This is a genomic window from Planococcus sp. TJ-201 (assembly GCF_058268495.1).
On record NZ_JBZDOG010000004.1, the window covers coordinates 187,727 to 206,686 of the forward strand.

Here is an 18,960-nt window from a genome sequence, read left to right on the forward strand (position 1 = left end):
TTTACAAAAGCAGCCAAGTTTGGCGTCACTACTTCTATTGCACTGGAAATCGAGGTGCTTCTTTTTCAATCTTTTTGTGTAAGGCGGGCAGCAACAGGGAATCCTTTTACTATACTAAGTTGCGTTAATAAACTATAGTAACCGGTACTGCATAAAATAGTTTTGCGGATGCTTTAGTTAAATGTATACAATCGGACAATTCCTTGAATGGATTGGAAAAGGAGAATGTCAACGTGGCAGATAAACGAGATGAAATTATACTAAGAGGGCTTCAAGAAAACAACTTGAAGAACATTGATTTAAATATCCCAAAAGAAAAAATAAATGTCTTTACCGGCCTGTCGGGTTCAGGGAAAAGCTCCGTCGTCTTTGATACCTTGGCGACCGAAAGCAGAAGGCAAATGACATTGAACTATCCATTGTATGTACGGCATCAGATGCCGCGGTACGAAAGGCCGCGTGCTGACTTGATGCAGCATTTAAGTCCAGTCGTTGTCGTGGAACAGAAACCGGTAAAAGGCAACGCGCGCTCGACGGTTGGTACGTATACGGACATCGATCCGTTGATACGGCTGTTGTTTTCGCGAATCGGCAGTCCATCAATCGGCTCCGCAACTGAATTTTCAAGTGAGGGTTCTTTCGGAAACTGTCCGGAATGCAGCGGATACGGAGAAATCGTTGCGCCGGATATTACCAAACTCATCGATCACACGAAGTCACTCAGGGAATCCGCAGTGCAATTCAAGCCGCTGGCGCCGCCTGGCTGGCAGGGCAGGTGGATGGTGGACGGCGGATTGTTTGACCCTGATCTCCCCATCAAAGATTTCACAGAAGAAAAATACAATATGCTTGTCTACGGCCCCCCGGAAGGCGAGCGGGCATTCAGCACCTATTATTACAAAGTAGGCAATCGGGAAATCGAATGGGACGGCATCCTTCCCCGATTTATTCGCCTGTACATTAACCGGGACCTCACGAAACTGAAAATAACGTCCCAGGATGACGTGTTAGCGATGACGACACACACTGCGTGCCCAACTTGCGAAGGATCGGGATTAAATCCGAAAGTGCTGGAATGCAAAATCAACGGGTTGAATATCGTGCATTACGACCGGTTGGAACTGACAGAATTGCTAGGTGAACTAGCGAAAATAAAAGATCCTGTCGGAAAATCCATTGCACAGCAGGCGTATCCGAATGTAAAACAGCTGGTTGACTTGGGGCTGGGTTATTTGAGTCTGTCGCGAAAAATGGGGACGTTGTCCGGCGGAGAAGCGCAGCGCGTGAAGATTGCCCGTCACTTGGGCAGCAGTCTGAACAACATCACCTACATCTTTGACGAACCCAGTGCAGGACTGCATCCGGAAGAAATCGAGATGTTGACGCATATGTTGGAAAGTCTGCGGGACAATTACAACACGGTCGTGGTGATTGAACACAATTTAGCGGTTATCAAAACAGCAGACGAAATCATTGAGATGGGGACAGGAGCCGGCGTAAGCGGCGGCGAAGTGGTCTATCAAGGCGAACTGGAAGGGTTGAAAAAAGTATCAGCCATCACCAATTTGGACCATAAACCGACTATCAATAAGAATCCGCGAAAAGCTGAAGAAAGATTCTCCATAAGCAACGCTTCTGCCAATAACTTAAAAAATGTCAGCGTGGACATTCCTAAAAATGTTCTGGTCTCGGTATGCGGCGTTTCCGGTTCTGGCAAAAGTTCGTTAATGTTTGGCGCATTTACCGAAAACTATCCTGAAACCATTTCAGTCGGCCAAGGCAGCATCGGAACGTCCAGCCGTTCGACACTTGCGACTTACATGGGAATCATGGATGACATCCGGTCGATCCTGTCAAAAGAAACCGGACAACCCGTGGGATTGTTCAGCTTTAATTCATCAGGTGCTTGTCCTGTCTGCGAGGGCAAAGGCGTCACCACGCCAGACGTCGCTTTTGCGGATCCGGTGAGCGTCACATGTGAAGCGTGCCGGGGGACGAGGTATTCAGAAGAAGCCTTGTCTTACCGCTACAAAGGAAGAAATATCGTAGAAATTTTAGAACTCACAATCGATGAAACCAATCAGTATTTAAGCATGCCAAAAATCGTCAAAAAAGTAGATACTTTAACAGATGTCGGATTGGGATACCTGACACTCGGCCAGACGACCAGTTCGTTAAGCGGAGGAGAAGTGCAGCGCCTCAAACTCGCCAGCCACTTGAAAAAAGAAGGGCAAATTTATTTATTGGATGAACCTTCACTCGGGCTGCACACAAAAGATAATGATCATCTACTGGATGTTTTCCAAGGCCTTGTAAACAAAGGCAATTCGGTCATCCTTGTTGAACACAATTTAAACTTTATTGCAGCGAGCGACTGGGTTATTGAAATGGGTCCAAGCGGAGGCAAAAAAGGCGGCGAAGTGTTGTTTGAAGGGACACCGGAAGAAATGCTCGATGCTGACACTTTAACGGCGAAGTGGATGAGAAAAGGTGTAGAGGTGTAATCGCAAACTGATTGGTACTACAGAGTGAAATAGCAGATGTGCGGGCGACTCCAGTCGCCCGCACATTTTTTGGTTCCTTGATTTCTGGCTTGTTCTGTTTCGGACAAAAACAGATTTTTTGCATGTTTATGCATTTGAAAAAGTGGGGTGAATAGCGTTGCATGATATCTAGATATTTAAGTATCAAGAGATGAATGCATCATTATTGACGTTAGAAAACAAGAGGACTAAGATGATGTTGCATATATATTTAATTAGCAGCATATGTAAACAAGGTATGAACTCAAAACTCAGGAGGAATGATGTTATGAAAGCAGCCGTATGGTATGGAGAAAAAGACATTCGCATCGAAGAACGGGAGTTAAAAACATTAAAAGACAATGAAGTAATGGTCCGTGTCGCATGGGCGGGTATTTGCGGCAGTGATTTGCATGAGTACCAAGAAGGCCCGGTTTTTGTCCCTACGGAAAAAGAAGACCAATTAACGGGGCAAGTCGCACCCCTGATCATGGGTCACGAATTTGCCGGCGTCATCGAAAAAGTGGGATCACAAGTAACCAAGTTTAACGTGGGAGATCGTGTCGCGATTAATCCTACGTTAACTTTTGGCAATAAACCGGAAGACATTGACCAATACGATGGTTTTAGCTTTATTGGTCTTCACGGAGATGGGGGCTTCACGAAGTTTGCCAATGCCCCAGAATCGAATGTCTACCTGCTTCCGGAAACTTTAAGCCTGCAAGAAGGCGCACTTGTTGAACCCACTGCCGTGGCGGTTCAAGCCATCAAAGAAGGCGGCCTTCAATTTGGAGACACGACCGCTATATTTGGAGCCGGCCCTATTGGCTTGGTAACGGTAATTGCGGCAAAAGCGGCAGGAGCCAGCAAAATCATTGTCTTGGATTTATCCGAAACGCGTCTGGAAAAAGCAAAAGAATTAGGGGCTACACATATCGTCAACTCCGGAACTGAAAATGCTGTCGAAGCCATTCGTGCTATTGTTCCAGACGGGGTCGATGTATCGTTTGAAGTGGCCGGTGTCGCACCCACATTCACACAGGCAATCGCAGCAACAAAAGCGCGGGGAACGATGGTAATTGTCTCTATTTTCGCGAGACCTATTGAATGGAATCCGCTTCAATTGACCAATACCGGTGTGAAAATCACGTCTTCGATTGCGTACACACCGACGTCATTTCAACAGACGGTAGACTTGATGGGGACGGGCCAACTCAACCCGCAAAGCATTGTCACCTCTCAAATTCAATTAGACGATATTGTTGAAAAAGGCTTCGAGGCGTTAACAAAAGATAAAACACAAGTGAAAATTCTTGTGGAGTTAAGCGGCGAAAAGTAAGTAGTAAGTATTCAAATTTCAATTCAATAAGAACTCCTGCTCAAAGTATGACTAGAGCCACCAGAAATCCGCCTATTCAACGATAGAGCGGATTTCTTTTACTTCCTTGCTGAAACTGCATCTTATTGATTAACTTTATAGAAATTAGTTTATTTCTGAGGAGGAAAGTTTATGGAGTTCCTGAAAGTGGATGGCAAAATCAAACCCGGAAAACTGGCGTTGAGCATAATGGTGCCGGTTGTCGGTGGTTCACTGATCGGCGCGTTCGCAAACAACAACACCCAAGAAGAATACGCCGAATTGAACAGGCCTACGTTATCCCCGCCGCCTTGGGTATTTCCCTTGGCGTGGACCGCTTTATACACTTCCATGGGGCTGGCAAAATACCGCGCTGCCGAAAAAGCTGCGTTGAAAGGAGAAGCAGGAAAAGTGCTGCTTCCTTATAATTTGCAATTGGGCCTAAACTTCCTGTGGTCATTCCTTTTCTTCAAATGGAAACTGCGCGGCGCTGCGCTTGTAGAAATGGCTTTGCTGCTCGCAACAATCACATGGACGACGTATGAATTTTACCAATACGATCAAACCGCAGGCAATCTCATGATCCCTTATATCGCTTGGGTAATGTTCGCAATGGGCTTGAACAGCTCGATTTGGATGCTCAATAAATGACCGATGAGAGAGCAGACCAGGGCGCATGCTAAGCACCTATTCATTTCATATCGGTGATGCCTTTCCATCTTAAGTGAATCAAAATGAGATAAGGGCAATTCATGCGAAAAACCAACGATTGAAATTGTCTTTTTTGTTCGTTTGTTTGAACTCGAAAGAATTCGGGAAATACTAGTATTAGGATAGTTTATCATTCAGAGGAGGAAATCGAACATGGCAAAAGTATTAGCAGTATTATCAAGCGGACACAAGGATACAGAAAATAATTACGAAACCGGCTGGTGGGCGGAAGAATTGTTTGCACCAATGGAAGTCTTGGAAAAAGCGGGACATCAAGTAGACCTGGCTTCACCACTGGGCGGAAAACCTGAACTGGACAAAGTCAGCATCAGTGAAGATTATGATCCTGAAGGCAAGTACAAAAAAATGTACGAATCGGGATTAGCCGATAACACAACAGCTCTTTCGGAAGTTACTCCAGAAGACTATGACGCAGTCTTCATCGTGGGCGGCCACGGAGCGATGTACGATCTGGCTGAGAATGAAACACTGCACAGCATCATCAATGCTGTTTACGACAACGGAAACATCGTGTCAGCGGTATGTCATGGACCAGCTCCATTGCTTTGGACAAAACGTCCGGATGGCAAGAGCATCATTTCCGGACTGGACGTAACCGGATATCCGGAAGCGGTTGAACCTGAAGGCCTGCCTGCGATTCTGCCATTCAGCCTGGAAGGGAAAATGAGCGAAGTGGCTAATTATTCTGCCGAGCAAAAAGTAGTATGGGGCAATGACCAATTGGTAACCGGACGCGATCCGTTTTCTTCTGAAGAATTGGCCGAGGAATTGGTAAAGGCCTTTGAGAAGAGAAACAAGCAGGGCAACTAAATGATGGAACCCATCGTCATTACCGCAATCCTGAAGCCAAAGGAACACATGGAAGACCGATTATTGGCGGAATTAAAAAAAGTTCAGGAAGCTTCGCAAGCAGAAGATGGCTGCCTGAACTATGTTCTCCACCAATCAATTGAAGACAATACGTTTGTCCTTCATGAAACATGGAAAGACCAGGATGCTTTACAGAGCCATATCGAATCTCTCCATTACCAGGAATACCGCGCGAACATCGCGGATCTGGTGTCGGAGAGAGAAGTTTACAAGCTGAAGGCAATCTGATTCGTTAGCAATTCCATAGAATACCGAAAACAGAACTTTGCAGAGAACCATCGCAAAGTTCTGTTTTTCTTTTGGCATTGCGATTACAGAGCCGCTAATCTGGAATAATATAGGCAACGACCAGTCAATAAGGCGGGTCTTTTTAGTCGTGGCAGCGGTTCGAATGAATTAAGTATTTGATTTTATAAAAAATTTATTCTATTCGTACATCTATTTAGTTAGAATAGGAATAGATTGAAAATGGCGGCTGCATCTGCAACGGATGGGAGAGCGGCGGCTGACATACAGCACAGAATAAACTAGCGTGGGGGAATGGGTATGAACGTATTGAAAATGTGGAACCGGATCAGTCTTGTGAAACAAATCCTGATTGGCTTGGTCTTAGGGGTGGTCTTGGCGGTTGCGATTCCGGAAACTGCGGCATCATTGACGATTTTTGGCACCTTGTTTGTCGGAGCACTGAAAGCGATAGCGCCTGTCCTCGTGTTGTTCCTGGTCATGGCATCGATTGCCCAGCACAAAAAAGGACAGCAAACGAATATGAAATCGATCGTTTTTCTTTATTTATTAGGAACATTTTTAGCAGGGGTTGTCGCAGTCGTTGCGAGCTTCATCTTCCCGGTCAGCATTGCACTTACGCAAGGAGCTGAAGGCTTGACGCCTCCGGGCAATGCGATTGAAGTTCTCAAAACTTTGGTGTTAAACGTGGTCGACAACCCAGTCAACGCGCTTGTGAATGCAAACTATATCGGTATTTTGGCGTGGGCAATCGTCCTTGGCCTGGCATTGCGAAATGCCGCGGATACGACCAAAACGGTTATTACAAATGTGTCGGATGCTGTGGCGAAGATGGTCGGCTGGATCATTAAATTCGCGCCGTTTGGCATCATGGGTCTTGTCATCGAGTCGATTACGACAAACGGACTGTCATCGCTCTTGGGATACGGCAAACTATTGGCGCTGTTGATCGGCTGTATGCTTTTCTTTGCGCTAGTGGTCAACCCGCTTATCGTATTCATCAATATCCGCCGCAATCCGTATCCGCTAGTCTTCAAATGTTTGCGCGAAAGCGGCATTACGGCATTCTTTACCCGCAGCTCGGCTGCAAACATTCCGGTCAATATGACGCTTTGCGAAAAGCTGGGCTTGGACAAAGGCACTTACTCTGTCTCTATTCCGCTTGGTGCAACAGTCAACATGGCTGGAGCCGCAATTACGATTTCCGTTTTGACGCTTGCAGCGGTCAATACGCTTGGCATCCAAGTGGATATCCCGACAGCAATCATGCTTAGCATTCTGGCAGCAGTATGTGCATGCGGAGCTTCTGGTGTGGCGGGCGGCTCGCTGTTGTTGATCCCGCTGGCGTGTAGTTTGTTCGGCATCCCGGCTGACGTAGCAATGCAAGTGGTCGGCGTCGGCTTCATCATCGGCGTGCTGCAGGATTCTTTTGAAACGGCTTTAAACTCTTCAACAGACGTGCTGTTCACAGCAACGGCTGAATACAAGAAGCGTTTGAAAGAAGGCCACGAAGTAGTGGTCGGGAAAAGTTTTGAGATCAATAAACCTTCTGAAGACTTGGTGAAAAGTTAAGATGTTTGGCTGATGTTACTTGGACCTTCAAATAAGGCTGCATCGCCAACGAAACAGGTTTTGTTAAAAGGCAAAGCACCGCTCCGGCAAAAATCGGAGCGGTGCTTTTTGGTGTTGGTATTGGGTGTCAGGGCAGGAGTACACTTTTTTGAACGCTTGTTTCATTGCTCAATAGCCACGTCATTTAGTTGAAGGAAACCAGGTGGCATCGCGAGATTTGATTTTCTTTAGTTAAACTCTCGAATTCACTCCTTTTTCCTGTCAGCTGCTATATTTTCTATATAATTCACTGCTTTTTGCAAACCATTTTCCGATTGGATTTCGTTTTTTATACGCTGTGCATTCTTTAGATAATCTTCATTATTCATTTGTTCTAAGGCATGTACTAGGTCAGACACTTCTAGATTTTTTTCGCGCAATGGCTTTATTGAATAGCCGTTTTTATATAATCGATTTGCCCAAAACGGCTGGTCGACTGTAAACGGCATGATTAACTGTGGGACCCCACTCAATAAAGCTTCAGACATTGTTCCAACACCGCCATGATGGATAATGCCTTTCGCACGCTTGAAAAGAAGTCGGTGAGATGCCTTTTCAACAGCCATTATATCCAGCTCCTGAGTAAATGTCATACCACTTGTTCCGGTCAGCACAATGGCTCGATTATTTGTTTCCTTTAAGGCCTGAACCAATTTTTGTTTGAAACTTGCTGGGTCTTTTAAAGGCATAGAGCTGAACGATACCACAATGGGGTTCGTTCCTTTGTCCAAGAATTCTTCGATTTCATTGGACAGTGTTTCTTCGCCTAAATTTAAGAAGAAAAAACCGGATAAAAAAACGCGGCTATTCCAACTTTCTACTTCTTTAAAAAGAAAAGGGCTAATGGGATAAAGGATTGGGATAGGCGAACCATTCATTTCATATGTGTATAGGCCGGCTTTTCTTTTTGGCAAGTTTAATGTTTTTTCTCTAAAGTCGTTGATTTGTTTCATAAAAGGCCGCTCACCTAATGCCACAACCTTATAGGACAATCTATTTAATATGGGGCCAAAGTTTTTATTGGGCGATACAGAGAAATTCGGGAATTCTGTTATCGGATACATGATGGGGACAGGGCATAAACAAATACAAGGAATATTATAATGTACAGCTATATCAACAGCACCAAGAGCCTTAGGATGATAAATAATCAGCTCTGCTTTTTGAGAAGCCTGGAAAAAGTCATCCATACTCCTTCTGTAAGTCGGCGTAATCACCGTTTTTGAAAACTTCACCATTTTAATTAGATTAAAGTTCCCGCCGTTAAAAACCCTGCTGCCTTCCTCGCTCTCTATGATGGCCATTAAATCAGCCGATGCTGCTTGAAAAGCAATTCCATTCTCTTCTATAAAACCCTTGAAAGTAGCACCTGTGCAAATGGTAACTTCATGATCATGTTTTATAAGTTCCTTACCAAGCGCAACATACGGTTGTACATCGCCTCTGCTGCCTAGTGTCAGGATTGTGATTTTCATGTTTTCACCACCCCATATTTATAAAAAAATTCCGCTGACAGTGTCGTCGGAATAACTTGATTTTCTATTGTAGTAAGTTCTTTGTCAATAATATCTAGAGATTATGGCTAGAATTGAATACCAGTTATTGGCTTCATTCAGAGGCCTTTGAAATTTTATTTCCAAAAAAGCTGAAGTACTAGAGGCAGTATCCACTGTTGCCGGAACTTCGCCATTTCTGCACATCTAGCGTATACATTTGAAGTGCAGACATATGCCAGAACTAAAAAGGAGGTAGAAAGCAATTATGGGACCAGGATGGGGAATGGGACTGGGAGGAGGGTTTTTGGTGTTAATCATCGTAATCGTAATTGTGGGCTTCGGCATTTACTTCATTGTGAAAAACAGTAATAACAACGATTGGAATCGTTCCAAGAATGACTCCAGTGCAGATGCATTGGACATCGCCAAGAAACGGCTTGCTAAAGGTGAGATAACTACTGAAGAATTTGAAGAAATCAAGAAAAGACTTCTATAAAACAAAGACTATTATTGCATTTTCAGGATGTTTCATAAGTGGTTATAATGGAGTTGTCCATTTGGGCTTTTATGAACTGTTGGCAGTATAGTGAGTTATAGATTCCTAGAAAAAAATGCCTTCCCATTTTGTCGGGAAGGCATTTTTAAATTCTTGGATAAAGCGTACTTTTGTTACGTTCTTCTGCATTTTCAACTCTCAAAGCCCCGCTTCGTCCCGGACATCTTCTTCCGTGATGCTGCCTAGGGGTCCGGATCCTTTTACAGCTTCCAGATTAACTCCAAGATCTTTGGCAAGTCTGCGAAGCCTCGGTGACACCCGTACGAAACTTTTGGATGCTTGGCTATTAGAGTTCGCTTCGGTTTCTGATTCCGGAGCGGCGGGTTGATCTTGGACGGGAGCTTCTTGGCCCCGAGCCCCGTCAGGATCAATCGTTGCCAGCACGTCGCCAACTTTTGCAGAGGTCCCGCGTTTAACCGCAATTTCTTGTACGGTGCCGCTGCTTTCGGCAGTGATTTCAGAAACGGCTTTTTCCGTCTGGACTTCCACCAGCGGCTGTCCTTTCTCCACAAAATCGCCTACTGACACAAACCATAGAACCATCAAGCTTTCTTCCACATCTTCCGCTAACTGCGGCAATCGGACTTCGATCATTCCAACACCTCCAGAGTCACTATGCTTCATCCATCATCTTTTTCACTTGTTCGTAGATTTTATTCGGCCCGGGAATGACGAAGTCTTCCAGCACGCCACTATAGGGAATCGGCACATCCGGTATAGCCAGTCGGCTGATCGGCGCTTCCATTTCAAAAAACGCTTCTTCTGCGACGATTGCCGAAACTTCCGCTGTCATGCCGTAGGATAGGTAATCTTCATCGACCACTAGGAGTCGATGGGTTTTCTTGACGGACTCGATGATGGTGTCTTTATCAATCGGTGCCAGCGACCGCAAATCGATGACTTCCGCTTCGATGCCATCTTTGGCAAGGCGCTCTGCGGCTTCGACTGCGTAATGGGTCATCATTTGGATGCCGACGATGGTCACATCTGTTCCTTCCCGCACGACTTTTGCTTTGTTCAGCGGAACGGTATAGGATTCTTCAGGCACGTGGTCTACGGCGACATCCAACTGTTTCATCCATCCGAGTCCTTGCAGTGATTTATGGAACATGAAAACAACCGGATCGTCATCGCGGATTGCGGACACCATCATCCCTTTTAAATCATACGGATTGGACGGTGCGACCACTTTCATTCCAGGCATATGAGCAAACGTTGCATAGAGTGTTTGGGAGTGCTGGCCAGCGTCGCGGTAACCGCCGCCGACAGAAGTCATCAGCACCATCGGCAGTTTGACATTGCCGCCCGACATATAAGGGATTTTCGCCATATGGTTATAAATTTGGTCCATGCAGACGCCAAAAAAGTCGACGAACATCAATTCCGCAATGGGGCGCATGCCTTCCGCTGCAGCACCAATAGCAGCTCCGATAAACGCGGTTTCAGAAATCGGAGTATCGAGTACGCGTTCAGGTCCGAACTTTTCGATCAATCCTTGCGTCGAACCAAAGATGCCTCCGTATTTCCCGATATCCTCTCCGAGTACAAAGACATTCGGATCCTTTTCCATTTCCTGCGAAATCGCTTCAGCCATTGCTTTATTGCCGGTCAACATTCGTTTTTTCGCTGTTTCCACAATAGATCGGCTCCTCTCCTGTTTTATGAGCTAAAGACATCTTTCAGCGCAGATTCTGGATTCGGATAGCTGCTGTCTCTCGCAAACTGGTACGCTTCATCCACTTCCTGTTTGGCGCGTGTTTCCATGTTTTCAAGATCTTTTTCACTGACGCTTTCGGATTCAGCCAACATCTTTCTCAGCTTATTGATCGGATCGAGTTGGCGAAGTCCCGGCACTTCCGTCTGGTCCCGGTAGAGTTCTGGATCTCCCTGGAAATGGCCCAAATAACGGTAAGTTTCGATTTCGATGATGGTCGGGCCTTGGCCGTTGCGTGCTCTGGCAACGGCTTCTTCCGCTGCTTTATACATGGCAATCGGATCGTTGTCTTTTACATAAGCACCGGCAATGCCGTAAGCTGAAGCCCGCAAATCATTGGATGCAACAGAAGTTGACGCTTTTTTTGACACAGAAATGCCGTATGAATTGTCTTCCACTACAACAATAAGCGGCAGATTCCATACAGCTGCGAGATTAAGCGATTCATGAAAAGCACCGGCATTTGCGGCACCCTCTCCGATAAAGGCAACGGCCACCCAGTCTTTTCCTTTCATTTTGCTGGTCATGGCGGCGCCAACTGCATGGGGAATACCGGCACCCACAATACCTCCGCACGAAAACTTTACTTCTGGGTCAAACAGGTGCATATGTCCGCCTTTTCCTTTGCCAAGCCCCGTTTCTTTGCCAAAAATTTCAGCGGTCATTTTCTTCAAATCGACGCCTTTGGCAATGGCGTGGTGATGGGGACGGTGGGGAGCCGTCACCGTATCGTCTTTCGTCAAATGAACACAGATGCCGACCGCAGCCGGTTCTTGTCCGGTTGCCAAATGCATTTCACCAGGCACAGCCCCAGCCCCGATATTGAATACCGGCGTTTTGCCTTCCATGTAAGCTTCAGCCATCTGGTCTTCGTAGTAACGGATCTTCACCATCTGTTCATACATCCATTCCAGCTTTTCCACAGATACCGAGGATTGCTTTTCTTCAAAAATAGTCACTGCGTTTCCTCCTTTCAACTGAGAAACGGTATGCCTTCCGTGGCGGGCAGCACAATTATAAGTATATAAACATCTTTATAGTAACATCTCTTTTCTTATTTGTGTAAAAATTCAGTTTATTTAAAAGGGGTCATAATGACGGAGATATGGAAACTTGTGTCTAAAAGAAACGAGTTTCTTCTTCTTTGTTTTCCACTCCCCGAGCCAGCCAAGAAATAACAAACAGCAGCAACGTCAAACTGCTGGCCAGTACTAAGAGGTTCGGAATGCTTTTTGCATACAGGTCATTGATACTTGTCACCATCAACCACTCGGGAAAAGACGGATTGACGAAACTTTGGTAAACGGCGACCAGGTTGTTGGCCATGTGCAGCAAAATCGGAACCAGCAAATTGCCGGTTTTTAAATACAACAGCGACGCCAGAACGGCAAACAAGAAGGCACCGAAAAAGTTGATGTGGAAAACACCAAAAATCATGCTGGATAAGCCGACTCCTTTCCAAAAGCCGAATGCCGTGACCAGCCAATTGAGGATCAGCCCGCGGAAGACGAACTCTTCTGCAATCGGTGCAATCACTGCCAAAATGAAGCCAGTTGTGAGAAGGTACCAAAAAGCGTCGGGAATTGGCTGCGGCATAAGGGCTGACTCAACTGCCATCGGAGCAATAGACATAAGTCCACGCAATTGCAGCCAATAGATGCTGATGGAAAATGACATCACCAGCAAGGTAAGCCCGAGGACCGGGATCAGCCAGCGCGCTGTGCCCCGAAAAAAGAAAAATTGACCCAATTTCACGCCGCGCTTCTTGAAATGGTAGCGGACAAACGGCACCGGCAAGACGACATAGAAAACCAACAGCATGGCAACACCGATAAGGAGCACATTTTGAGTGACTTGCAGCAGGATGAAGATTGATACGATTGATGCCCCCAACATCCAGCCGAACATGCTCGGTTGCTTTCGTTCTTCAGACATCCCCAGCGCCGCCTTTCGTTTTAGGCTGATTGCGCTCCTGAAAGTGGAGCGAACTATTTTCTGAAATAAAACCATATGTTACTAAATGATGTTAAATCGTCGTATTAGTAATATTTTGATTTTATAATAGCATGACTTTGGATTTTTAAAAATATATACAGATTTTTTATGACTGAAGAAATCTGTTTTTATAGAAAAATAGTTTTGCAGCAAAGCCAATTAGGGAAAACATATTCAAAGAGAGTTAACTAGATATTTTTATTGGTTACTTGCGAATGAAACCAACTAACAGCTACTGAGAGGATGAGTTCACAATGGATGAAAGCACATTGAAAAAAACAAAAACTTTCACGACACTAAATCTGGTTTTCTACTTTTTAACACTTGGCGTCAATTACTTCGGATCTTCCGGATTTTTTGCTGGGAACAGTCAGAAAGACGTCTCAGACAAATACATGACGCTTATCTCGCCGGCACCTTTTACGTTTTCGATTTGGGGAGTTATCTACAGTTTACTGCTGATTACGTTGATTTATTTATTTGTGAAGAGGAAAGACAAACGTATCAGTAAGCTGGTGTTATTAATTTCTCCTTTGTTTATCGCGAGTTCCCTGTTCAATATGGGGTGGATTGTTGCTTTTTCTTATGAACAGTTAGGCGTATCAACGCTGTTGATTTTGGGCATGTTGTTTTCATTGCTTCTTATTGTGGAAAGAATTTATAAAAATCGCTTTGCTTTTCCGTCTACGTTTGCAGGTCTTAGTTTTACTTTCTACAGTTCCTGGGTGTTCATTGCAACGATTGTTAACATCTCTGCGTTTTTAGTGCAGCTGGAGTGGAACGGGTTCGGACTTTCCGATTCAATCTGGACCATGATCGTATTGGGGATTGCCATCGCCTTTGTCCTCTTTTACTTGGCCCGTTTCAAAAACGCTGCCTTTCCGATTCCCATCGCTTGGGCTTTCTTTGGAATCTATAGTGCTTATACCAGTGGACAGCTCGATCCAGCTATGTCCGCGATTATTCAAGGCATCTTGTTAACTGGCATTGCCATCTTTTTGATTGCTGTTGTGTGGAGATTTGTTAAAAATGGAAATGCTCTTTTCCCGAGACATACGGTTTAAGAGAACTCTCCAAATGAAAGTAGACAATGCCATAAGCTCGTTAAGAAATACTTGATTTTTCTAGTGGATGCAAAAAGCGCCGCTCTCTTTTTAATAAAGAGAAGCTGGCGCTTTTTTTGTTTCGGACCAATCAGTGAATATCCCGCTTTTTGAAACTGCCGCCTCTGACTTCGGCGACGTCGTAAACGGCGACAAAGGCGTTGCTGTCAATTTCGAAGATGATTTCTTTCATTTTGCTGTCTTCAAGCCGGTTGATGATGCAGGTGATTTCTTTGTATTGCTCGTTCGTGTAGGCGCCGTTGACGATATTGTACGTGGCGTTTCGTCCAAGGCGGTCGTAAATGGTTTGGACGAGAAGTTCCGGTTCCCGCGAAATAATTTTATACGTCTTCGAGCCACTGAATCCTTCTTCGACCAGATGAATCACTTTGGATGCGATAAAATAAGCAATTCCGGAAAGGAACGCGCCTTGCAAGCCGAAGACGAAGGAAACGATGATAAAGACGAATATGTTCAGGAACAAGATCATGTCACTTGTCCCGAATGGCAATTTGCGTGACAGCAGCACGGCTAGCATGTCGATGCCGTCAAGCGCACCGCCGTTTCGCAGCGCAACCCCCATGCCAAAACCGATGATGATTCCGCCAATAACGGTAATCAATAAAGTGTCGCCCTCAATAATAGGCGGGATATGGTGCATGAGAGTCGTCGCATAGGCGAGGGAAGCAATGCCAATAGTGGAGTAAATGGCGAAGCTTTTCCCGATTTGCTTATATCCTAAATAGACAAAGGGAATATTCAAGACTGCAATCAGCACGCCCAGTGGCATGCCGAATAATTGGGAGCCAACAATGCTGATGCCCGTGATGCCGCCATCTGATACGTTATTCGGAATCAAGACAGCTTCAAGGCCATATGCAGTAACAAACGCACCAATGATAATGGCCAGTGCCCGTAAAACTAATTTTCCTTTATTTGCTTTTCGTTTTGTAGATGGCATACTCATTCTCTTCCTCTTTTCTGTAGTTGCCCAGCTGATCTTTTTCACTCTAATTATTAAATATAATCCTTTTATTGCTATTTTAGTAGAGCAAATTTAGAAGAAGTCGTCTGCCAAAATGAATCTTCATCAAGTATCGCTTTTTAGGGTATAGGTAAGTATCCAACATTCGGTAGACTATACCTATTTAAATGAGGAGGCTAAACGATGAACATCGGAATCATCGGCACAGGAAATATCGCCACGTATTTATTGGAACAGGTGAATACCAACAACGTAGCCAAAGAAAGAAGAATAACGGCAGTTTTTGGCCGCAACCAGAAAGCGGGCCGCCGTTTGCAGGAACAGTTTGGGGTCGATTTCCATACAGATATTCACAAATTCTTAGAGACGCCGATCGATCTCGTCGTGGAGGCAGCGACTGTGGAAGCTGCTCATCTTTACGTGAAAGAGATCGTTGCCCATCAAAAAGACCTCGTCGTCAGCAGTATCGGCGTCTTTAAAGATGCCGCTCTTCTGACTGATGTTAAAGCTATGGCTGAGTCTAGCGGAACACAAGTTTTCCTGCCTTCCGGTGCAATTGGTGGACTGGACATCCTGCAATCGGCGAAAGCAGCTGGTGGCTTGGAGCGGGTTCAGCTTACGACACGGAAATCACCCGCATCGCTTGGGATTCAAGCAGAGCAAGAGAAAGTACTATTTGAAGGTTCTGCAGATGAAGCCGTTGAAAAATTCCCGAAAAACGTCAACGTCGCGATGACACTCGCACTTGCGGGAATCGGTATCGAGAAAACGACAGTGCGCATCATTGTCGACCCGGCTATGGAACGGAATACGCACACAATTGAAGCAGAAGGGGACTTCGGGAAACTGCAGCTGCAAGTGGAAAACAATCCGATGCCGAGCAACCCGAAGACGAGCCTTCTCGCTGCGTTGAGTATTTTAGCTGTATTACAGAATAAAGATGGGGCATTGAGAATCGGCAACTGAGTTGGACAGTGAGCTGAAGCAGAACACCTATTTTATACTTTTAAGAACGTAAATGAAGTAAATCAACCGAAAAAAGCCCAACGCAAAGACTGCGTTGGGCTTTCCAAGTCACTCCCCAAAAATTTCTTCAGAAACTTCCACGATATACCGCAGTTTGTCCCATTGTTGTTGTTCGGTAAGGATATTGCCGTGGTGGGTGGAAGCAAATCCGCATTGTGGGCTGATGCAGAGCTGTTCGATAGGGATGTATTGAGCTGCTTCTGCGACGCGAGCTTTGATGGTTTCTTTGTCTTCAAGTTCGCCGTTTTTCGAAGTGAAGACACCAAGCACCACGCGCGGACCGCCGGCTGGGATATGTTCCAGCGGGTGGAAGCTGCCGGAACGTTCGTCGTCGTACTCCAGGAAAAAGCCATCGACTTGTTCTTTGGCGAAAAGTGTTGGCGCAATGAGCGCGTAGCTGCCTTCAAATGCCCAATCGGATTGATAGTTGCCGCGGCATAGGTGGGTCGTGATCGCCAAATCTTCTGGCTGATCTTTCAAAACGGCGTTGGTAACGCGCAATGCCAGGTCGATCAAGTAATCCCGGTTGTATTGTCCGTCATTGAACGGAATGTCGGGTGATGACAATCCTGCAATATAGACATCGTCAATTTGAATATAGCGGGCACCTGCAGCGTAGAATGCTTGGAAGGCATCGCGGTAAACTTGGATGATGTCTGTTGCATAATCTTCAAGATCCGGATAAATGCGCTCATTGCGAATGCCTTGGTTGAAAAATTGGTTTGGGCTTGGAATGGTCAGCTTCGGAATAGCACGGCCCCCAACGATTTCTTTAAATTCAATGAAGTCTTGGATGAATGGGTGATTTTCATTGAAGGCGGCTTTGCCGGTATTGCGGACATCATAAGCTTCCGTTTCTACATTTTTGAATTGATAGCCTTTTTCGGGCGTGTATCCTTCAAATCCGTGAATCTCTGCCATGAAATCAGTGTGCCAGAAGGTGCGGCGAAATTCGCCGTCTGTCACAGCTTTCAGGCCGACTTCAATTTGCTTGTCGACGATGTGCTTGATTTCAGTTGTTTCGATGGCTCTTAATTGTTCTGCCGTAATGCGGCCATCTTTAAACTCTTTTCTTGCCTGATGGATGCTTTCCGGGCGGAGCAAGCTTCCTACGTGATCTGCTTTGAAGGGCGCTTTATTGACTCGTTTCGTTGGATCGGTGATTGGATTGGCCATGTTGCATTCCCACTTTCGGTTTTTAGTTTTTAGTTAACGTGCGATCTTCCCAAATAAAAAATGGGACTTTCTTCAAAAAGAAGAAAGCCCCATGTATGGAAATGCATTCTTCTTATCTTCTAGGCTCTAACACCTATTGGAAGTAGCACCTTATCCTGTAACAGAATGGTTGCTGAGACATCACAGGGCCAAATCCCTCCGTCTCTCTTGATAAGAAATAGATTATTAAGTTAATGGTTTGTCGATGTGTTACACAATAAAGCAATTTCCAGATAAATGCAAGAAAATGTACATCCTGTTTTTTCTATTGTAAAAAATTCAATCAATGATGATGGCCTTTCCTTGTTCACGCAACGCCTTTAACGATGCCCGCATGGTGCTAAGTTGTTCATCAGTATGCCGTTCCCAGGCACCGAGCTCTGCGATTACTTTGAGAGGCAATTGGGAACGGTAAGAGCGTGTTGGATTGCCTGGAAATCTTTTGTTGGTTAAATTCGGATCATTCTCAAAATCACCTACTGGTTCTACAAGGTAAATTCTCTCTTTGGCAGTAGAATCCGCTAGTTCGGCACCCCATTTGGCGGCTTCCAATGTTGCCGTGAAATAGATGTAATTGGATTTTTTGTTCTGGTAATTGGACGGATGCTGCGCCTGCAATAAATCCCCAATCTTCAATTCCGCTTTTGTCCCGTGAAAGAAAGGACCTGGATCTAAAACCTCTTTTGTTTCATTCATATTGATCTGCCTCCGTTGTTTCTATCGCTTTTCCTGATAAATTGCCCGAGTCCCCGAAGACAGTGCCAACAGCTCCAGCAATTGGTCCACCACTCTTTTTCGCGTATCAAAGTCGAAAGGTTCGCCGCATGGGCGTCCCATTTTAAAGGGGACGTGGAGGGTGCGGGGAGCACCGACTTTGTCGGTAATTTCCGGGAACAAAGTGACCATGGCGGTTGGGATATGTGAAGCTTCTAAAGCCCGGGCATACAGCCCAAGCACGTTATGGCAAGATCCTCAGCCAGGCACCAAGAGCGCGGCGTCAATCCCTTCGTTATGGAACAATTCGACCACTTTGGGAATGAAATCTTTCTCGGCTGTCATCGTGTCCAAGATGCCGCCGTTCAATCCAATGTGGATGTCCGAAACACCCCCAATTTTTTCATCGACTGCAGCGTCCTTTAACTGGTGGAGCGGGAAGACGATGGACGGATCGGCTTTGGCGAACTTTGTGTCGAAGTAAAGGTGCGTCACTGTCAACTCCTGCTCTGCGGCATCTGCCGGGACGATCCGAAATGAAGGATCTCCCGCTGGATTGTCCACATCAAACGGTTCGTCTGATTTTAGGTGGACACCGGCAGTTGAAACCAGTGCTACTTTGCATTGGTCCAATGGTTTTGGCAACACGGCTTCAGGCAAGCTGTTGTTTTCTGTCATATGGCTCATGGTGAATTTCTGGTAGGCAGTCGTGAAATTGCTGGAAAACGTCCGGGACAATTTCGATTTGAGTCGGGTTTTCATTTTCATGTCAGCCATTCCTCCAGTTCAAAGAGTCTATTGGATAATATTAGGTGGCA

The 18,960-nt window shown here is 45.5% G+C and carries 19 protein-coding genes and 1 riboswitch; of the genes, 9 read left to right on the forward strand and 10 right to left on the reverse strand.

Going from position 1 to position 18,960, the window contains the following annotated elements:
• Positions 1-233: 233 nt before the first annotated feature.
• From AC4EG4_RS11540 to sstT, 6 genes are all read left to right on the forward strand, one after another.
• Complete coding sequence (locus AC4EG4_RS11540; RefSeq protein WP_490987901.1) at positions 234-2,504, forward strand: excinuclease ABC subunit UvrA; 2,271 nt, start codon at positions 234-236, stop codon at positions 2,502-2,504.
• Between the two features lie 307 nt (positions 2,505-2,811).
• Complete coding sequence (locus AC4EG4_RS11545) at positions 2,812-3,861, forward strand: 2,3-butanediol dehydrogenase (RefSeq protein ID WP_490987902.1); 1,050 nt, start codon at positions 2,812-2,814, stop codon at positions 3,859-3,861.
• Positions 3,862-4,032: 171 nt separating this feature from the next.
• Positions 4,033-4,530 (forward strand): TspO/MBR family protein, encoded by a 498-nt coding sequence (locus tag AC4EG4_RS11550; protein ID WP_490987903.1) that lies wholly within the window; start codon positions 4,033-4,035, stop codon positions 4,528-4,530.
• 213 nt (positions 4,531-4,743) lie between these two features.
• Positions 4,744-5,421, forward strand: coding sequence for a type 1 glutamine amidotransferase domain-containing protein (locus AC4EG4_RS11555; RefSeq protein WP_490979162.1), 678 nt, complete (start codon positions 4,744-4,746; stop codon positions 5,419-5,421).
• Complete coding sequence (locus AC4EG4_RS11560; RefSeq protein WP_490987904.1) at positions 5,422-5,709, forward strand: putative quinol monooxygenase; 288 nt, start codon at positions 5,422-5,424, stop codon at positions 5,707-5,709. It abuts the gene before it with no gap.
• Positions 5,710-6,027: 318 nt separating this feature from the next.
• Entirely contained in the window at positions 6,028-7,299 is a 1,272-nt protein-coding gene (gene sstT, locus AC4EG4_RS11565) for a serine/threonine transporter SstT (RefSeq protein ID WP_490987905.1), read from the forward strand.
• Between the two features lie 245 nt (positions 7,300-7,544).
• Here sstT and AC4EG4_RS11570 read toward each other — a convergent pair whose 3' ends face one another.
• Positions 7,545-8,813 carry a glycosyltransferase gene (locus AC4EG4_RS11570; protein ID WP_490987906.1) on the reverse strand — a complete coding sequence of 423 codons (1,269 nt, stop codon included), beginning with the start codon at positions 8,811-8,813 and terminating at the stop codon, positions 7,545-7,547.
• Positions 8,814-9,141: 328 nt separating this feature from the next.
• Here AC4EG4_RS11570 and AC4EG4_RS11575 point away from each other — a divergent pair, with 328 nt between their 5' ends.
• Entirely contained in the window at positions 9,142-9,330 is a 189-nt protein-coding gene (locus AC4EG4_RS11575; RefSeq protein ID WP_490987907.1) for an SHOCT domain-containing protein, read from the forward strand.
• A 198-nt stretch (positions 9,331-9,528) separates the two neighbouring features.
• On the opposite strand, the gene AC4EG4_RS11580 is transcribed toward AC4EG4_RS11575, so the two are convergent.
• From AC4EG4_RS11580 to AC4EG4_RS11595, 4 genes are all read right to left on the reverse strand, one after another.
• Entirely contained in the window at positions 9,529-9,984 is a 456-nt protein-coding gene (locus AC4EG4_RS11580; protein WP_490979158.1) for a biotin/lipoyl-containing protein, read from the reverse strand.
• Positions 9,985-10,003: 19 nt separating this feature from the next.
• Positions 10,004-11,005, reverse strand: a complete 1,002-nt coding sequence (locus AC4EG4_RS11585) for an alpha-ketoacid dehydrogenase subunit beta (RefSeq protein ID WP_490979361.1) — start codon at positions 11,003-11,005, stop codon at positions 10,004-10,006.
• A 44-nt stretch (positions 11,006-11,049) separates the two neighbouring features.
• A complete protein-coding gene (locus AC4EG4_RS11590) occupies positions 11,050-12,009 on the reverse strand; it encodes a thiamine pyrophosphate-dependent dehydrogenase E1 component subunit alpha (protein WP_490979360.1) in 960 nt (319 codons plus the stop codon).
• A 214-nt stretch (positions 12,010-12,223) separates the two neighbouring features.
• Positions 12,224-13,039 carry a CPBP family intramembrane glutamic endopeptidase gene (locus AC4EG4_RS11595; RefSeq protein WP_490987908.1) on the reverse strand — a complete coding sequence of 272 codons (816 nt, stop codon included), beginning with the start codon at positions 13,037-13,039 and terminating at the stop codon, positions 12,224-12,226.
• Positions 13,040-13,353: 314 nt separating this feature from the next.
• Between AC4EG4_RS11595 and AC4EG4_RS11600 the strand changes: the two genes are divergently transcribed.
• Positions 13,354-14,163: a TspO-related membrane protein gene (locus AC4EG4_RS11600; RefSeq protein ID WP_490987909.1), complete on the forward strand. Its 810-nt coding sequence runs from the start codon at positions 13,354-13,356 to the stop codon at positions 14,161-14,163.
• Between the two features lie 130 nt (positions 14,164-14,293).
• Here the strand turns inward: AC4EG4_RS11600 and AC4EG4_RS11605 are convergent, their stop codons facing one another.
• On the reverse strand, positions 14,294-15,169 hold the full coding sequence (locus AC4EG4_RS11605) for a YitT family protein (protein WP_490979155.1): 876 nt from the start codon (positions 15,167-15,169) through the stop codon (positions 14,294-14,296).
• Between the two features lie 201 nt (positions 15,170-15,370).
• Here AC4EG4_RS11605 and nadX point away from each other — a divergent pair, with 201 nt between their 5' ends.
• Positions 15,371-16,153 (forward strand): aspartate dehydrogenase, encoded by a 783-nt coding sequence (nadX, locus tag AC4EG4_RS11610; RefSeq protein ID WP_490987910.1) that lies wholly within the window; start codon positions 15,371-15,373, stop codon positions 16,151-16,153.
• Between the two features lie 108 nt (positions 16,154-16,261).
• Here the strand turns inward: nadX and AC4EG4_RS11615 are convergent, their stop codons facing one another.
• From AC4EG4_RS11615 to AC4EG4_RS11630, 4 genes are all read right to left on the reverse strand, one after another.
• Positions 16,262-17,389: a 5-methyltetrahydropteroyltriglutamate--homocysteine S-methyltransferase gene (locus AC4EG4_RS11615; RefSeq protein WP_490987911.1), complete on the reverse strand. Its 1,128-nt coding sequence runs from the start codon at positions 17,387-17,389 to the stop codon at positions 16,262-16,264.
• 109 nt (positions 17,390-17,498) lie between these two features.
• Positions 17,499-17,606, reverse strand: a riboswitch (SAM riboswitch).
• A gap of 101 nt (positions 17,607-17,707) precedes the next feature.
• Positions 17,708-18,124: an NAD(+)--rifampin ADP-ribosyltransferase gene (arr, locus tag AC4EG4_RS11620; RefSeq protein ID WP_490987912.1), complete on the reverse strand. Its 417-nt coding sequence runs from the start codon at positions 18,122-18,124 to the stop codon at positions 17,708-17,710.
• Between the two features lie 21 nt (positions 18,125-18,145).
• Positions 18,146-18,385 carry a hypothetical protein gene (locus AC4EG4_RS11625; RefSeq protein WP_490987913.1) on the reverse strand — a complete coding sequence of 80 codons (240 nt, stop codon included), beginning with the start codon at positions 18,383-18,385 and terminating at the stop codon, positions 18,146-18,148.
• A 15-nt stretch (positions 18,386-18,400) separates the two neighbouring features.
• A complete protein-coding gene (locus AC4EG4_RS11630) occupies positions 18,401-18,910 on the reverse strand; it encodes a glycine/sarcosine/betaine reductase selenoprotein B family protein (RefSeq protein WP_490987914.1) in 510 nt (169 codons plus the stop codon).
• Positions 18,911-18,960: the final 50 nt, after the last annotated feature.

Coding starts and splice junctions, on each gene's coding strand:
- AC4EG4_RS11615 (WP_490987911.1), bottom strand. CDS start 17,389: ATGGCCAATCCAATCACCGATCCAACGAAACGAGTCAATAAAGCGCCC.
- AC4EG4_RS11555 (WP_490979162.1), top strand. CDS start 4,744: ATGGCAAAAGTATTAGCAGTATTATCAAGCGGACACAAGGATACAGAA.
- AC4EG4_RS11590 (WP_490979360.1), bottom strand. CDS start 12,009: ATGTATGAACAGATGGTGAAGATCCGTTACTACGAAGACCAGATGGCT.
- AC4EG4_RS11585 (WP_490979361.1), bottom strand. CDS start 11,005: ATGTTGACCGGCAATAAAGCAATGGCTGAAGCGATTTCGCAGGAAATG.
- AC4EG4_RS11570 (WP_490987906.1), bottom strand. CDS start 8,813: ATGAAAATCACAATCCTGACACTAGGCAGCAGAGGCGATGTACAACCG.
- sstT (WP_490987905.1), top strand. CDS start 6,028: ATGAACGTATTGAAAATGTGGAACCGGATCAGTCTTGTGAAACAAATC.
- nadX (WP_490987910.1), top strand. CDS start 15,371: ATGAACATCGGAATCATCGGCACAGGAAATATCGCCACGTATTTATTG.
- AC4EG4_RS11560 (WP_490987904.1), top strand. CDS start 5,422: ATGATGGAACCCATCGTCATTACCGCAATCCTGAAGCCAAAGGAACAC.
- AC4EG4_RS11630 (WP_490987914.1), bottom strand. CDS start 18,910: ATGAAAATGAAAACCCGACTCAAATCGAAATTGTCCCGGACGTTTTCC.
- AC4EG4_RS11545 (WP_490987902.1), top strand. CDS start 2,812: ATGAAAGCAGCCGTATGGTATGGAGAAAAAGACATTCGCATCGAAGAA.
- AC4EG4_RS11580 (WP_490979158.1), bottom strand. CDS start 9,984: ATGATCGAAGTCCGATTGCCGCAGTTAGCGGAAGATGTGGAAGAAAGC.
- AC4EG4_RS11550 (WP_490987903.1), top strand. CDS start 4,033: ATGGAGTTCCTGAAAGTGGATGGCAAAATCAAACCCGGAAAACTGGCG.
- AC4EG4_RS11605 (WP_490979155.1), bottom strand. CDS start 15,169: ATGAGTATGCCATCTACAAAACGAAAAGCAAATAAAGGAAAATTAGTT.
- arr (WP_490987912.1), bottom strand. CDS start 18,124: ATGAATGAAACAAAAGAGGTTTTAGATCCAGGTCCTTTCTTTCACGGG.
- AC4EG4_RS11595 (WP_490987908.1), bottom strand. CDS start 13,039: ATGTCTGAAGAACGAAAGCAACCGAGCATGTTCGGCTGGATGTTGGGG.
- AC4EG4_RS11600 (WP_490987909.1), top strand. CDS start 13,354: ATGGATGAAAGCACATTGAAAAAAACAAAAACTTTCACGACACTAAAT.